General features: G+C 61.3%; 14 protein-coding genes and 1 pseudogene. 7 read left to right on the forward strand and 8 right to left on the reverse strand.

Translation table 11 applies throughout. The features are described 5' to 3' along the window. Positions 1–145 precede the first annotated feature (145 nt). The gene (locus FS665_RS11020; RefSeq protein ID WP_145187578.1) at positions 146–2,209 is read left to right on the forward strand and encodes a TonB-dependent receptor domain-containing protein; all 2,064 of its coding nucleotides are present in this window, start codon (positions 146–148) and stop codon (positions 2,207–2,209) included. Between the two features lie 20 nt (positions 2,210–2,229). Here FS665_RS11020 and FS665_RS11025 read toward each other — a convergent pair whose 3' ends face one another. Next, positions 2,230–3,294, reverse strand: a complete 1,065-nt coding sequence (locus FS665_RS11025; RefSeq protein ID WP_145187581.1) for an AI-2E family transporter — start codon at positions 3,292–3,294, stop codon at positions 2,230–2,232. Positions 3,295–3,434: 140 nt separating this feature from the next. Here FS665_RS11025 and yegQ point away from each other — a divergent pair, with 140 nt between their 5' ends. The 3 genes from yegQ (at position 3,435) to FS665_RS11040 (ending at position 6,399) form a co-directional block, all read left to right on the forward strand. Continuing rightward, positions 3,435–4,769: a tRNA 5-hydroxyuridine modification protein YegQ gene (gene yegQ / locus FS665_RS11030; protein WP_145187584.1), complete on the forward strand. Its 1,335-nt coding sequence runs from the start codon at positions 3,435–3,437 to the stop codon at positions 4,767–4,769. Positions 4,770–4,859: 90 nt separating this feature from the next. Next, entirely contained in the window at positions 4,860–5,288 is a 429-nt protein-coding gene (locus FS665_RS11035; RefSeq protein WP_145187587.1) for a DUF411 domain-containing protein, read from the forward strand. 112 nt (positions 5,289–5,400) lie between these two features. Further along, on the forward strand, positions 5,401–6,399 hold the full coding sequence (locus FS665_RS11040) for an alpha/beta fold hydrolase (protein WP_145187590.1): 999 nt from the start codon (positions 5,401–5,403) through the stop codon (positions 6,397–6,399). Between the two features lie 66 nt (positions 6,400–6,465). Here FS665_RS11040 and FS665_RS11045 read toward each other — a convergent pair whose 3' ends face one another. From FS665_RS11045 to FS665_RS11065, 5 genes and pseudogenes are all read right to left on the reverse strand, one after another. Next, on the reverse strand, positions 6,466–7,614 hold the full coding sequence (locus FS665_RS11045; RefSeq protein WP_145187593.1) for a PQQ-dependent sugar dehydrogenase: 1,149 nt from the start codon (positions 7,612–7,614) through the stop codon (positions 6,466–6,468). Positions 7,615–7,632: 18 nt separating this feature from the next. Then, positions 7,633–7,947: a hypothetical protein gene (locus FS665_RS11050; RefSeq protein ID WP_145187596.1), complete on the reverse strand. Its 315-nt coding sequence runs from the start codon at positions 7,945–7,947 to the stop codon at positions 7,633–7,635. A 135-nt stretch (positions 7,948–8,082) separates the two neighbouring features. Beyond that, positions 8,083–10,515, reverse strand: coding sequence for a TonB-dependent receptor (locus FS665_RS11055; RefSeq protein ID WP_145187599.1), 2,433 nt, complete (start codon positions 10,513–10,515; stop codon positions 8,083–8,085). Between the two features lie 121 nt (positions 10,516–10,636). Further along, a complete protein-coding gene (locus tag FS665_RS11060; protein ID WP_256675085.1) occupies positions 10,637–11,512 on the reverse strand; it encodes a FecR domain-containing protein in 876 nt (291 codons plus the stop codon). A gap of 4 nt (positions 11,513–11,516) precedes the next feature. Continuing rightward, positions 11,517–12,023, reverse strand: a pseudogene (locus tag FS665_RS11065) (RNA polymerase sigma factor); the annotation flags it as partial. Positions 12,024–12,158: 135 nt separating this feature from the next. On the opposite strand from FS665_RS11065, the gene FS665_RS11070 reads away from it, so the two are divergent. Continuing rightward, positions 12,159–12,632, forward strand: a complete 474-nt coding sequence (locus FS665_RS11070) for an LEA type 2 family protein (RefSeq protein WP_371921254.1) — start codon at positions 12,159–12,161, stop codon at positions 12,630–12,632. 15 nt (positions 12,633–12,647) lie between these two features. Here the strand turns inward: FS665_RS11070 and FS665_RS11075 are convergent, their stop codons facing one another. Further along, a complete protein-coding gene (locus tag FS665_RS11075) occupies positions 12,648–12,911 on the reverse strand; it encodes a hypothetical protein (protein WP_145187608.1) in 264 nt (87 codons plus the stop codon). Between the two features lie 125 nt (positions 12,912–13,036). Here FS665_RS11075 and FS665_RS11080 point away from each other — a divergent pair, with 125 nt between their 5' ends. Further along, complete coding sequence (locus FS665_RS11080) at positions 13,037–13,357, forward strand: YqjD family protein (RefSeq protein WP_145187611.1); 321 nt, start codon at positions 13,037–13,039, stop codon at positions 13,355–13,357. A gap of 13 nt (positions 13,358–13,370) precedes the next feature. Here FS665_RS11080 and FS665_RS11085 read toward each other — a convergent pair whose 3' ends face one another. After that, positions 13,371–13,988, reverse strand: a complete 618-nt coding sequence (locus FS665_RS11085; protein ID WP_145187614.1) for a tRNA-(ms[2]io[6]A)-hydroxylase — start codon at positions 13,986–13,988, stop codon at positions 13,371–13,373. A gap of 153 nt (positions 13,989–14,141) precedes the next feature. On the opposite strand from FS665_RS11085, the gene FS665_RS11090 reads away from it, so the two are divergent. Further along, a complete protein-coding gene (locus FS665_RS11090; protein WP_145187618.1) occupies positions 14,142–15,020 on the forward strand; it encodes a universal stress protein in 879 nt (292 codons plus the stop codon). Positions 15,021–15,123 lie beyond the last annotated feature (103 nt).

The following is a 15,123-nucleotide window of genomic DNA, read 5'->3' on the forward strand; positions in this document are numbered from 1 at the left end:
TGCCCCAACACCGCCCTTTGTAAAGACGCTGCCTACCGATCGTGCAACGCCAGAACGGCAATAAAATGCCAACGCCTCGTGCTTTGGCGAGCCTATCGCGCGTCACAACGGCGTTACCCGTCTGCCTTGCGCCTGGAGTTGTACGATGCGTCCCGTTTTGCCCCCCTCGTCTTACCTGGGCTTGTTGGCCCTGTTCAGCATCGGCCAACCGGCCTTCGGCGCATCGGCCATCGAGCTAGGCCAGATGCTGATCACCGACGCGCAGCCAGACGAAATGGACGACGCCCGCGAGCGTCTGCGCAGCGTGCCGGGTGCTACCAACGTGGTGGATCTGCAGCAGGTCGAGCAAGGCCGGGTGGCGAGCAATCAGGACGTGCTGGCCTACCAGCCTGGGGTGTTCGCGCAGTCGGCCGGCAACGACGGTATCAAGCTGTCGATTCGCGGCTCAGGCATCAACCGCGCCCCCGGCGCCCATGGCTCGGGAGTCTACACGCTGTTCGACGGCCTGCCGCTGACCGGCCCCGGTGGCACTCCTTATGAATTGTTCGAGCCGCTGTGGCTCAGCCGCGCTGAGGTCATGCGCGGCGCCAATGGCTTCGATGCAGGCGCCTTGGCCCTGGGCGGGGCGATCAACTATGTCACCCATACCGGTTACGATGCAGCACCTTTGCAACTGCGCTACGAAATAGGCAGCCGCGGTTACCAGCGCCGCCATGTCAGCTCGGGCCAGGTGCTCGGCGACCTGGACTACTACGTGGCACTGACCGACTCGGAGTATGACGGCTACCAGCGCCACAGTAGCGGCAGCGCGAAAGGCGTCGCCGCCAACGTCGGCTATCGTTTCAATGCGAATGTGCAGACGCGGTTTTACCTGCGCTATCGGGAAACCGAGAACCAATTGGCCGGACGCCTGACCAAGGAGCAGATCAAGCACCACCCCCGCGCCGCCAACCCCGGTTACCTGTCACGCAACGACAGCCGCCCGCAGCCGGGCAGCACTTGGATTGGCAACAAGACAACCTTCTACCTTGCCGATGATGCGCGCCTGGAAGCCGGCCTGGTCTATCACGACTACCCCATGGACCTGCGCGAGGGCGCCATGCGCTTGAAGGTGGCCTACAGCGATGTCAGCGGCACCCTGAACTATCTGCGCCACGATACCCTGTTCGGGCATCAGAGCAACACCACGGTTGGCTGGCGCACTACCAAGCACCTGCCCAACAGCGGCGCCTCGCAATTTTCGCGGATCAACGATGTGGTCGGCGCGCGCAGCCGCGACTTCACCTACCAGGGCTCGGACACGGTAGTGCACGCCAGCAACGATCTTGAGCTGCTCCCAGACCTGTGGCTGACCACCGGACTGGCGATGATCTACACCCGGCGCGAAAGCGAGGTGACCTATCCGGAGAGCGGCGGCAGGGTCAGTCAGCATGACTGGGATTACGCACCGCGGCTGGGTATGCGCTATGACCTGCGCCCCGACCTGCAACTGTACGGCAACCTCAGCCGCTCGGTGGAACCGCCGCATCCCTGGTCGTTGGTGTGGAGCGCACCGGTCAGCAACCAGCCCATGAAGATGCGCAACCAGACCGCTACCACCCTGGAGCTGGGCGCACGCGGCGACTCAGTGCTGGGCCGCTGGGACCTGGCCTGGTATTACGCGCAAGTGCGCCACGAGCTGCTCAATGTCGAAGTCGTGCAGGGCTTGCCGTTCAAGGAGTTCAACGCCAGCCCCACGGTGCATCAGGGTATCGAAGCCAGCCTGCAGAGCCTGCTCTGGGTGCGGCCGGGCACTGGCAAACTGAGCCTGCGCCAGGCGTATACCTTCAGCGACTTTCACTACCGCGACGACGACACGTTCGGCGATAACCGTCTGCCGGGCATCCCGGCGCACTACTATCAGGCCGAGCTGCGTTACGACTGGCCAAGCGGATTCTATGCCGCGGTCAACACCCAGATGGCGTCGAAAGTCCAGGTCGACTACGCCAACAGCTATCACGCCGACGCCTATGCAGTGCTCGGCGCCAAGTTGGGCTGGAACTCGCCCAAGCGCGATTGGCAGACCTGGCTGGACCTGCGCAACCTGACCAATCGACGCTATGCCGCTACGGTCACGCCGGGATACGACGACGCTGGGCTGGACATTGCCCGCTCGACACCGGGCGAAGCCTTGGGTGTTTACGCCGGGGTCTCGTACAGTTTCCGCTGACCCCGGCACTGAATGGCGGGCTATTGCGGCAGTTGCACCTGCGGCTTGGTCGAGGCGAAGATGGCCCAACTGGAGAGGAACAAGGCGGCGATCAGCGGGCCGATGACGAAGCCGTTGAGGCCGAACACCGCCAGGCCGCCCAGGGTGGACACCAGGATCAGGTAGTCGGGCATGCGCGTGTCCTTGCCCACCAGGATCGGCCGCAGCAGGTTATCCACCAGGCCGATCACCAATACCCCGAATGCGGTCAGGATCACGCCAGGCAGAATCGCCCCTGTCAGCAGGAAATAAGCGGCCACTGGCGCCCAGATGATGCCTGCACCTACCGCAGGCAACAGCGACAGAAACGCCATCAGAACCGCCCACACCAACGCGCTCGGGATGCCTAGCACCCAGAATATGAACCCGCCCAGCGCACCCTGGGTGATGGCTACCAGCACGTTGCCTTTGACGGTCGCCCGCACCACGCGGTTGAACTTCAGTTGCAGGCGGCGCTTTTGCTGTTCAGGCAGCGGCACTGCCATGCGCACCTTGCGTGCTACCTCCGCGCCCTCGCGCAGGAAGAAGAACAGCAGGTACATCATGATGCCGAAGCTCACCAGAAATTCGAATGTGCCCTGGCCGAAGCTGAACGCTTGGCTGGCGAGGACCTGGCTGCCCTGGGTCGCCCACTTGGTGATCTTGTCGCGCAGCCCATCGAGATTGCCCATGCCCATGTTGTCCAGCCATTGCTGGGCGAACGCCGGAAGCATGTTCTTGCCTTGTTCGACGTAGCCGGCGATGTCCAGCTGGCCGCTCTCGATACGTTGGTACAAGGAGGCGCCTTCTTGCACCAGCAAGGCGCTGGTGACGATGACCGGCAATACCGCGACCAGCAGGCACACCAGCAACGTGGTCGCCGCGGCAAGGTTGCGGCGGCGGCCAAAACGGATCAAGAGACTGCGCTGCAACGGCGCGAACAGGATGCCGAGGATCACCGCCCAGAAGATGGCGCCATAATACGGCAGCAGGATCCAGACGAAGGCGATGCTCACCAGCGTCAGGAGTACTGCCAAGGCTTTGTTTTGCAGGGCGTCTTGATTCATGGCCGGTCCTCAGGGGTAGTGGTTATTAGTGCACACCACCTGAGCAAAAGTGCCACCGGCTGCTTGATTCAAATCAATACGGTCCCATCATCTTGCCATTAGCATCCGCGGCTTTGCCCCGGTGTGCCATGAAGTGTGCGATGAACCATCCTGCCAAACCCGAATTGCTGGCTCCCGCCGGCAGTCTCAAGACCCTGCGCTATGCCTTCGCCTACGGCGCCGATGCGGTCTATGCCGGCCAACCTCGTTACAGCTTGCGCGTGCGCAACAATGAATTCGACCATGCCAACCTGGCACTTGGCATTGCCGAGGCGCACGCGCTGGGCAAGCGTTTCTACGTCGTGGTCAACATCGCCCCGCACAATGCCAAGCTGCAGACATTTCTCAAGGACCTGGCGCCGGTCATCGACATGAGGCCTGACGCACTGATCATGTCCGATCCGGGCTTGATCATGCTGGTGCGCGAGCATTTCCCGCAGATGCCGATCCATCTGTCGGTGCAGGCCAACACCGTCAACTGGGCGAGCGTGGCGTTCTGGCAGCAGCAGGGGCTGAGTCGGGTGATCCTCTCGCGCGAATTGTCGCTCGAGGAAATCGAGCAGATCCGTCAGCAAGTGCCGGACATGGAGCTTGAAGTGTTCGTCCATGGCGCCTTGTGCATGGCCTATTCCGGTCGCTGCCTGCTGTCGGGCTACTTGAACCGTCGCGACGCCAATCAGGGCACCTGCACCAATGCCTGTCGCTGGCAGTACCAGGCCGCGCCTGCCCGAGAGACTGCGTCTGGCGACATCGTGCGGGACATTCAACCGACCTTGGGCCAGGGCGCGCCGACCGAGCAGTTGTTCGTGCTGCAGGAAAGCAATCGACCTGGCAGCGAGATGCCTGCTTTCGAGGACGAGCATGGCACCTACATCATGAACGCCAAGGACTTGCGCGCTGTCCAGCATGTCGAACGGCTTGCCGCCATGGGCGTGCACTCGTTGAAAATCGAGGGCCGCACCAAGAGCCATTTCTATTGCGCACGCACGGTCCAGTGCTACCGCCAGGCCATCGATGACGCCGCTGCCGGTCGGCCCTTCGACCTCAGCCTGATGGACAACCTCGAATCGCTGGCCCAACGCGGCTACACCGAAGGGTTCCTGCGTCGCCATGTGCATGATGAATACCAGAACTACCTACGCGGCAATTCCGTTTCCGAGCGCCAGCAGTTTGTCGGTGAGCTGACTGGCGTACGACTGAACGGCCTGGCCGAGGTCAAGGTGAAGAATCGCTTCGCTCTTGGCGATCATCTCGAACTGATGACCCCACGCGGTAATTACCATTTCGACCTGCACCAGCTGTTCGACGGCGAGCAGCGTAGATTGGCGCTCGCCCCTGGGGATGGCCATGTGGTTTATCTGCCGGTGCCGGAACAGGTTGCGCTAGAGTACGGGCTGCTGATGCGCGATGTACGCGGCGACCATCAGCCTGCCTGACAGCACGGTAATCCAGGCCTCAGCGTGCTGACAGGTTCGAACGCTGAGAATGACAGGTCGGCACAAGGTGCCTATGTGAGGAATCTGAACATGTTCGGTAAACACTTGATCGCCATCGGCCTGCTGGCCATCAGCGGCGTGGTCCAGGCCAGTGACGTCATCGACGTCTATCGCGACCCTAACTGCGGCTGCTGCAAGGCGTGGATCGCGCACCTGCGTGACAACGGTTTCACCGTCAACGACCATGTCGAGCCGAACATGAGCGCGGTCAAGCAGCGTCTGGGCGTGGCACCGCAGTTGGCGTCCTGTCACACCGGGGTAATCGATGGCAAGTTCGTCGAAGGCCACGTGCCAGCCGAGCAAGTCCGCCTGCTGGCCCAGCGCGACGACCTCAAAGGCCTGGCAGTGCCGGGCATGCCGGTGGGTTCGCCAGGTATGGAAATGGGTGATCGCAAGGATGCTTATCAGGTCATCGGCATCTCCCCGGGCGGTGAGCAAACGGTGCTCGCTGACTACTGACTGGCCCAGCGCGGCTGTGGGCTTCACGGCTGGTAACACCTTTGCAGGTTCAGGGAAGGCGACTGGCTGTTAAAGTCGCCTTTTCCTACATGGTCCTACATGGAGTGCCCCCATGCTGCGCGCAACCGCCCTCGCCTTGACCTGCCTGCTCGGCGCCCCGGCCATCGCCGCCGAGTCGCCCACCTACGGCAAGCAACTCGAGGGTTTCACCTACCCTCACCCGCTCAAGCATTTCGACTTTCAGTCCCAAGGCCAAGCGCTGCAGATGGGCTACATGGACGTCCCCGCCAAAAGCCAGGCCAATGGTCGCAGCGTGGTGCTGATGCATGGCAAGAACTTCTGCGCAGCCACGTGGGAAACCACTATCGATGCCCTGAGTCAGGCAGGCTTTCGCGTGATTGCGCTGGATCAGATCGGCTTCTGCACCTCCAGTAAGCCAGCCGCCTATCAGTACAGCTTCCAGCAATTGGCCGTGAACACCCACGCCCTGCTCGAGCATCTGGGCATCACCCAATCCATTGTGCTCGGGCACTCCACCGGCGGCATGCTGGCTACCCGTTATGCGCTGATGTACCCGCAGCAAGTCGAACGCCTGGCGATGGTCAATCCGATTGGCCTGGAGGACTGGAAAGCGCTCGGCGTACCGTACCGGACTGTCGATCAATGGTATGCCCGCGAGCTCAAGCTCGACGCCGACGGCGTGCGCGAGTATGAACGCAAGACTTACTACGCCGGGCGCTGGAAGCCCGAGTACGAGCGCTGGGTACAGATGTTGGTAGGGCTGAACAAGGGCCCGGGGCATGAGGCGGTGGCGTGGAATTCGGCGCTTATCTACGACATGATTTTCACCCAGCCGGTGTATCACGAATTCAAGGACCTGCAGATGCCGACCTTGCTGCTGATCGGTGACCAGGACAGCACCGCCATTGGCAGCGATATCGCGCCTGCCGAGGTGAAGGCGAAACTAGGTAAGTATCAACAGTTGGGCCCACAAGTGGCCAAGATGATTCCCCAAGGGGAATTGATCACCTTCGAGGGCATGGGCCATGCCCCGCAGATCGAGGAGCCGCGGCGGTTCAACCGTACGTTGGTCGAGTGGCTCGGACGTTGATCGTCCTCACCCGTGCAGTTAAGGGCCCGACGAATCGGGCCCTTGCCATGTTCACGGTCGACGTCCCTATTCCTTGCTCAAGCCGACCTTCAGCAGTTGCCCATCCTTGTCATCGGTAAGCACATACACGTAGCCATCCGGGCCGACCCGTACATCGCGAATGCGCGCTTTCAGGTCACCGAGCAGGCGTTCTTCGTGAACGATCTTGTCGCCATCGAGTTGCAGACGAATCAGTTCCTCGGTGGCCAGGGCGCCGATGAACAGGTTGTGATCCCAGGCCTTGAACATCGGACTGTCATAGAACGCCATACCGCTTATGCCGGGTGATTTCTCCCAGACATGATGCGGGTCGACCATGCCCTGCACGTGCTTGCCCTTGGCTTCGGGGATCGGCAGCATCGAGTAGTTGATGCCATGGGTGGCGATCGGCCAACCATAGTTCTTGCCAGCCGTCGGGATATTGATCTCGTCGCCGCCGCGCGGACCATGCTCGTGAGTCCAGAGCTTTCCGGTCCATGGGTTTAGCGCTGCGCCCTGCTGATTGCGGTGGCCAAACGACCAGATTTCCGGGCGAACATTCTTCTGGCCAACGAACGGATTATCCTTGGGCACTTCGCCATCAGGCAGAATTCTCACCACCTTGCCTTGCAGCTTGTCGAGATCCTGGGCGGTCGACCGCTGGTTGTTCTCGCCCAAGGCGATGAACAGGTAGCCGTCTCGGTCGAACACCAACCGCGAACCAAAATGGTTGCCCTCCGACAGCTTGGGTTGCTGACGGAAGATCACCTGAAAGTTCTCGAGGCGCGCGCGGTCCTCGGACAGTTGGCCACGGCCGACCGCCGTGCCGGCCTTGCCATCTCTGCCCTCCTCGGCAAACGACAGATACACCGTGCGGTCCCTGTTGAACTCAGGCGACAGCACTACGTCGAGCAAGCCGCCTTGGCCTTCTGCCCAGACCTTCGGCACGCCGGTAATCGCGGGGCCAACCTTGCCTTCGGCATTGACGACGCGCAGGTTGCCGATCCGCTCGGTGACCAGCATGTCCCTGCCACCTGGCAGAAATGCCAAGGCCCAGGGATTGCGCAGGCCGTCGGCGACGGTACTGACCGTCAACTGACCTTCTTCACTGGGAAATTGCTGCTCGGGCGCAGCATGGGCGATCAACGGCAGCAGCGCCGCAGCGGTCAAGGACATCAGCCAATTGCTTCGGGTCATGCAGGATTCCTTTCTGGGTCAGGGCGCGCGCGGGCGTTCACGCGCAGGCCGCGTGGGTTCGAGGTTGGGGGCCTGCTGCTGGCGGCGCAGGTTATCGCCGTTGCCGATACCGCGGTTGTCCAGGCTTGGAGTGCGGTATATCGGTTCGGTTGAGGGCCCCCGCACGGGCGGTGCAGCAGGCACGCTGCCTTGCCGACTGTTGGGATTGGCGCGCTGAATGGGGCTGTTGTAAGGGTTGTTGCTGCCGGCGCCAGGCTGCACGGACTGGGCAAACACAGGGGCCGGCAGGCACAGGGTGAAGCCAAGCATGATGGTTGGCACTGTAAGTTTCATGCTTTACCCCCCGTAAGAAACTGCGCGCTTGATGGTTTGAAAGCCTAAGGCGCCAAGGGTTCGTTACAAAAGCATGAATGCGATTCCTGATGTTTCAGAACATGGCGACCCAGACGGTCGCCATTTGCGCCTGGATCAGTAACTCAGGCTCCAGCTTAGCGTGTAGGTGCGCCCGCGCCCTTGGTAGTCGTACAGGTAGGCCGGGCCATACGTGGGCGCATAGAAGAGCGTCGCGCGTTGCCCCCAAACCGTGCTGTATTGCTTGTCCAGCAGATTCTGAATGCCCGCGCTGAAGGTGCCAAAGCCGGTATCCTGGCTGGCCAGCAGGTCGAAGGTGGTATAGCCATCGATTTCGTGGTCAGCGTCGTCTTCGAGGCTGAAGGCATGGTTGCCCTGTAACCGCGCACTGCGCCCATCGCCCTTCCAACCGACGAACGCGGTGGCCTTGGACAAAGACGCATAACGGGCATCGCGCTTGATCCAGCCGCCGCCGCTGTCTTCTTCTTCCGATCGGGTCAGGTGCAAGGTGCCGCCGGCTTCCCAGCCGCTTTGAAATTGCCGAGTGAGCGCGCCTTCGAAGCCGAAATCGCGGCTCTTTTGATCTTCGACGTTGATGGTCAGCGTTTGCGAATCGACATTGATGATCTTGTCCGACCAGATGTAATACAGCGCGGCCTGCGCATTCCAGTCCACATCGGCATAGCGCCAACCCAATTCGACCTGGCGACTCTTGATACCGGTCAACGGGTTATCGGCCACGCTCAGCCCAGGCTTGCCGTAGTACTTGGCCGGGTCAGGCAGGTCGAACCCTTCACCGTAGTTGCTCCACAGTTGATGGCCGTTGTTGAAGTCGTAGATGGCACCGAGATTGTACAGGTTGACCTGGTAATCGTTGCTGCCGCCGGGCACGCCTTTGAAATCACTGACCTCCACGTCCATCTGCTGGCGTCGCGCGCCACCAGACAGGGTCAGGTTATCGGTGGCATGCCAATCGACCTGGCCATAGACCGAGATACCGTCGACCCGGTAACTGGGATAGCGGGGTGCCTTGCTCTGCTTATCGAGGTCCAGGCCACCGCTCTGGGATGAAACCTGCGCGTCGAAGGTGGTCTGCTCGGCGTTGAAGCGTTCGCGATCAAGATCGACACCGTAGGTCAGTTTGAGCGTGTCCCATTGCTTGGCAAACAGGCCCTTGAGGCTACTGACCTCGAAGTTCTGCTGCGAGGCCGCGAAATACACGCCACGCGCGCCCACCGGTGTAGCCCGGTTGTAATAGGGAAATGGGTAGAAGTTGTCCGCTTCCTTGCGATAAGAGGCCTGCAGGTAAAAGTCCTGGCCGAGGACATCGCTGTGGTGATAGTTGGCATTGAGCAGCACACGCCGGGTGCGCGGCTCGAGGCCCGCGGAGTAGCCGCTGCGCAACTGCGCATCCTCAAGGTCCGAGGGGGCATTGTGAGCCAGGTTAGGAAAGTAGATGCCGGTGCTACCGTGGTTACCGGAATCGTAGTACTGGGCCAGCAGATCGAGGTTCTGTTGATCATCGAGCTTTAGCCCCAGGCTACCCAGCACGTCGATGGTGCGGTTGTATTGCAGGTCGGTCTGGGTGTTATCAATGAAGATCTGCTCACCGGCACCGTCGTAGAACGCCTCGTTCTGCTCACCGGAGATGCCCAGCCGCGCATTGACCCGATCGTTGCCCATACTGACCGACTGGGCGAAACGCGTGGCCAGGTCGTCGCTGTTGTTGAAGCCGCTGCTGGCGCCCAGTTGGGTTTCGAAGCGCACCGGCCCCGGCTCACCTTTCTTGGTGACGATATTGATGATGCCGCCCGTGGCGCCGCCGCCATAGATGGCGCTTGCGCCGGACAGCACCTCGACGCGCTCGACATTGAACGGCGAGATGCTGTCGAACTGCCGTGACAGGCCGCGCGAGCTGTTTTGACTGACGCCATCGATCATCACCAGGACATTGCGACCACGCATGTTCTGGCCATAGTTGGTGCGCCCCTCCGGGGCCAGGTCGAGGCCTGGCACCAGCTTGCCGATCGCCTCCTTGAGGCTGACGCCGCTGTCGATCTGCTCGCGCAACTGCTGCTGATCGACCACCCATACGGTGCCAGGAATCTCGCTGATGGCTGTGCTGGTACGGGATGCGACGCTGACTTCGATGGCCTTGAGGGTCACCGCCTGCGCTGCTGGTTCGGCCTTGCGCAGGGTCACCGTTCGCGCATCGTTGAACTGCCAAGCCACACCGCTCCCAGCCAACAGCAGGTCAAGCGCCTGTTCGAGCGTATAACTGCCCTGTAGCGCCGGGCTGCTCATGCCGGCGACATCCTCGGTGGTGTACAGCAGGTGCAAAGCGGATTGGTCGGCGAACGTGGTGAGGGCCTGGTCCAATGCCTGGGCAGGGACGTCGAGCTGAACCTGGCGGCTTTGCGAGTAGGCCTGCGCAGCAGTCGCTGCCCATGTGGGCAGCGGCCCGGTGAACAAGGCCAGTGCTGTGCAGGAAATCAAGGCATGTTGAAAACGAGGGTTGCGGCGCGGTGTGAGCTTGGACGTGAGGGGCACGGGGAAGCTTCCAGATGAATCGTGAATGAGAATGGGTGGCAGAACCAGTCCCACTACGACGATCCGGGCTGCAGGAACTTGCAGCAGTTACCTGAAAAAAATCTGATAATCAGTCGACGGCTCAATGCACCACAGCCAGCCACGGCAGATAGGTGACCTCCAGACCATAGCGCTGCTCGAGGGTACGCAGCAGCGCCTGGGGCTCGTTCAGGTCAAACACACCACTGACCTGGAGCGCCGCCAGCCTGGGGTCGGACAACACAATGCGGCCATGCTGATAGCGCTCGAGCTCGGTCAGGACCTGGCCCAACGGTTTGCCATTGAAAATCAGTTTGCCGCGCCGCCAAGCCATGCGCGCGGTGGCGTCGCGGGTGACCGCCAGGGGTTGTTCAGCACGGCGAAGCTCACCCTGGGCCAACACCACTTCGCCATTGTCGCGCACGCTGAAGGTCGCCGCCCTGCCCTGCACGGTTACGTGGGCAGTCTGCACCACGAAAGGCCGAGAATCATCGGTTGTCTCGAACAGCGCCTCGCCGGCCTGCAGTCTGATCCGCCGCTCGCTGCCTGTGAACATCACGTCCAGGGCAGTGGCGCTGTTGAGCGTCACCCGCGATCCATCGGCCAAGGTGAGGGTCTGCAACTGTCCCACACCGGTGTGATAATCCGCTGTCCACACCGGCAGACGCTGCATGCCGGTCAATCCGGCGATGGCCAGCAGCAGGCAGGCGGCGATTCCAACTGCCCAGCGCCGGGAATGACGGGGCACGGACCCGGGTTGGAGCGTGCGCGCGTTTTGGGTATGTCCAAGCGCCTGCCACAACGCTTCGGCCTCTTCGGCGGCAGCGGCGTGCGCCTGGCTCAGCAGGCACCAGCGCTGATAGCGCGCCCGATCCTGGGGGGTGGCGTTGCCCGAGTGCAGCAGCACCTGCCAGTCGAGGGCATCGTCGGACACATCGGTAAACGGCTGGGGCGAAGGCATAGGCGCGGTGTCAGTCATGGTTGTGCTTGAGCCAGTCGCGGCAGTGGCGCAAGGCCTGGCCGATGTATTTTGCCACCATGCTTTCAGAAACGCCCAGGCGTTTGGCTATCTGCGCCTGGGTCAGGCCTTCTACCCGGTTGAGCAGCAGTGCCTGACGGGCGTTGCTGGAAAGCTGCAGCAACGCCTGGTCGAGTATCTGCAGGCGTTCGCGTGCAAGCAGTGTCGCTTCCGGAGCGGGAGCCGGGCATGCCAGCTCGCTCGCGCCTTCGCTGGCTTCGTGACTGGCAGCGAGGCGCTGTTCGCGGCGTAATGCGTCGATTGCCAGATTGCCGGCCACCGTGAAGATGAAGCTGCGCGCATGCCGCACGGCCAATTCACCCTGGTCGACCTTGAGGAGTTTCAGGTACGTTTCCTGTGCTACATCAGCCGCGCGCTGGCGATCGTTCATGCGCCGCGTCAGAAACTGCAACAGGTCGTCGTAATGCTCCTGAAAACTTGCCAGCAAACCGGACACGGGGGACGTCAGCATGGTGTGGATGGACTGCCAGTGGGAGGAGTTATCGGGCGTTAATGAGAAACAGTATCTTTCATAACGCCTGACACTTTCAACGGCGCTGTGCATTTGCCACACTGGCGCCCTGATCAGAGAGTAAGGTTGACCTCCATGCTTTTGCGCTGCGCCCGTTTATGGCTGTTGTTGACGATGTTAGGCACCCTCAGTGCATGTGCAGTGCTGCAGCCTGGGGATCCGCTCAACATCAGCGTCATCGGCTTCGAACCGCTGCCGAGCGAAGCGCTGGAGATGCGCATGGCGATCAAGCTGAGGGTGCAGAATCCCAACGAGAATGCCATCGACTACGACGGTGTCGCACTCAACCTGGAGGTCAATGGTCAGCCATTGGCAGCGGGCGTCAGTGACCGGCAGGGCCGTATCGCGCGTTATGACGAAGCAGTCATCGTGGTTCCGGTGAGCATCACCGCATTTGCCTTCCTGCGCCAGGCCTACGGCTTGGGCAAGCTGCAAACCCTGCAAGGTATGCCCTACAGGCTACGCGGCAAGCTTGCGGGAGGGCTGTTCGGCACGGTGCGCTTTACCGATGAAGGTAAACTCGACCTGCCTGAAGACGGCAGTCTTTAGGGCCGAACGCCAGGCTCAACGGCCCGCCGTGGCCGCCGCCATCATCTTGTTCACTTCGCTGCGCACCATGCTGGCGTATTCGGGCGGCGTCATGGCGTCGAGTTCGGCGCGCACCCACTCTGCCCACTTGCCCTTGCGCCGGGGCTTTTCGGCAATCAGTCGGGCGGCCTCGCCTTTGGCCTTGCCCAGGTTATTCTGCCACAGCTCGAACAGCCGGGCTTTCTCTGCCTCGATCTGGGCACGCTCTTCGAAGCTCAGGTTGGCCAGATTGAAACTCATGCAAATACCTGCCAGTTGAAATGACCGCTATCTTACCGCAGCCGCGAAGCACTACCAAAACCGACGCAACTTTATTGGCGCGACGGCATCCATTGTTCAAACTACTCAGCGACGAGGACGCCTTCATGGCCCGCAAACCCCTGCCACATACTGATGCCGATCAGATCAAGGATCAGGTCTTCAGCGAGCTGCAAGCACTGATCGAGGAATCTGAAAAACTCCTGAGCCAAAGCGTCACACTGGTCGGCGAAGAGGCCGAGACCTTGCGCGCTCAGGTCGGCCAGAAATTGCGTCAAGCGCGTCAAGCTGCGGGCCAGCTGCGCGCCAAGGCACAACCCATGGTGCATGCAACCGAGGATTACATCGGTGGCCATCCCTGGCAAACCGTTGCCATCTCGGCGGGGCTGGGACTGGTCGTCGGCTTGCTGCTAGGTCGTCGCGACTAGCCGCGGTGGTGCTTCAAACGGCCTGCGCCATGGGGATACCGCTGTGAAAGCGCAGCTCTTGATCGGCTGACTGGATCAGCTCGGTTTCCGCTTCGCGCACCTGTTCGATGCGACGAGCGATGTCCGCCTCGTCGCCGTACTGATGGGCGAGCTTCAGGTAGCCTTGATAATGACGGGCTTCGCTCTTGAGCAAGCCGTGATAGAACGTCCCCAGTTCAGCGTCAAGGTGCGGGACCAGAGCAGCGAAGCGCTCGCAGCTTCTAGCCTCGATGAATGCCCCTACCACCAGGGTGTCGACCAGCTTCACTGGCTCGTGCGCCCGAACCAACCGGCGCAGGCCCGAGGCATAGCGCCCCGCCGACACTGGGCGTAAAGGTATGCCACGGCGCTTCATCAGCCGTAGCACCTGTTCGTGATGCACCAGCTCTTCGCGCGCCAGGCGCGACATCATGTTGATCAGGTCCAGATGGGTGTTGTACTTGGCCATCAGGCTCAACGCTGTGCTGGCTGCCTTGAATTCGCAATTCTTGTGGTCGATCAACAGAGTTTCCTGGTCGGCGAGCGCTGCCTCGATCCAGGCATGGGGCGTCGGGCAGCCGAGGAAAGCATCGATTTCGGGAATCAGGGACATAGGCGAGCAATCACACTGGACGATCAGGACGGGCGATTATACCGGGGTCGCGGTGTAGCGCCAGCGACGATGGGTGATGTGCGTCAAGCAGCTAAGTGTGAGGTGCCTACTATAGTCAGGTATCGGTCGCCACTCTCAAGGGAGCAAATGCCCATGCAAGCCGTTCGCAGCATCCTGGTCGTTCTCGACCCCGATCACGCCCATAGCCGTGCGTTGACCCGCGCCAGGCTCATTGCCGGCGTGACCGGGGCGCGCCTGCACTTGTTGATGTGCGACAAGAAGCGGGACCACGGTGAGCTACTGACCCGATTGGCCAGCCAGTTGGGCGACGATGGCTATGACAATGTCACCCATGAGCAAACCTGGCGTGACACGCTGCACGAATCGATCATTGCTGTACAACAGGCTGAAGGTTGTGAGTTGGTGGTCAAGGAGCATCGGCCCGACAACCCTCTGCGCAAGGCATTGCTGACGCCGAGTGACTGGAAGCTGTTGCGTCATTGCCCATGTGCCGTACTCATGGTCAAAAGCGAACGACCCTGGAGCGGTGGGGTGATCCTTGCCGCCGTGGATGTCGGCAATCAAGACACGGATCATCGCCGTCTGCATGCCAGCATCATCGACCATGGCTACGCCATCGCTGGGCTGGCCAAGTCAGCGCTGCACGTGATTAGCGCACATCCTTCGCCGATGCTGTCAGCGTCTGATCCAACTTACCAGCGCAGTGAAACCATCGAACAGCGTTACCGTGAAGCCTGCCGTGCGTTTCAAGCCGAATTCGATATCAGCGAGGATCGCTTGCACATCGCCGAGGGGCCAGCGGACGTTCTGATTCCCCACTTCGAGAAACAACTCGATGCGGTGGTCACGGTCATCGGCACAGTGGCCCGCACCGGTATTTCCGGAGCGCTGATTGGCAATACCGCTGAAGTCGTGCTTGATGCCTTGCTCGGCGATGTGCTGGTGCTAAAGAGCGAAGAAGCAACCGCGCATCTGGCCGGCTTGGCCCAGGCCGCAAACTTCTCTCGGTGAGGAAAAGACAAAACCCCTACCTGCTTGCGCAGATAGGGGTTTTGCGAAATGAATCTTGACGATGACCTACTCTCACATGGGGAAACCCCACACTACCATCGGC

The organism is Pseudomonas sp. URMO17WK12:I11 (genome assembly GCF_007677725.1).
Classification (GTDB): Bacteria; Pseudomonadota; Gammaproteobacteria; order Pseudomonadales; family Pseudomonadaceae; genus Aquipseudomonas.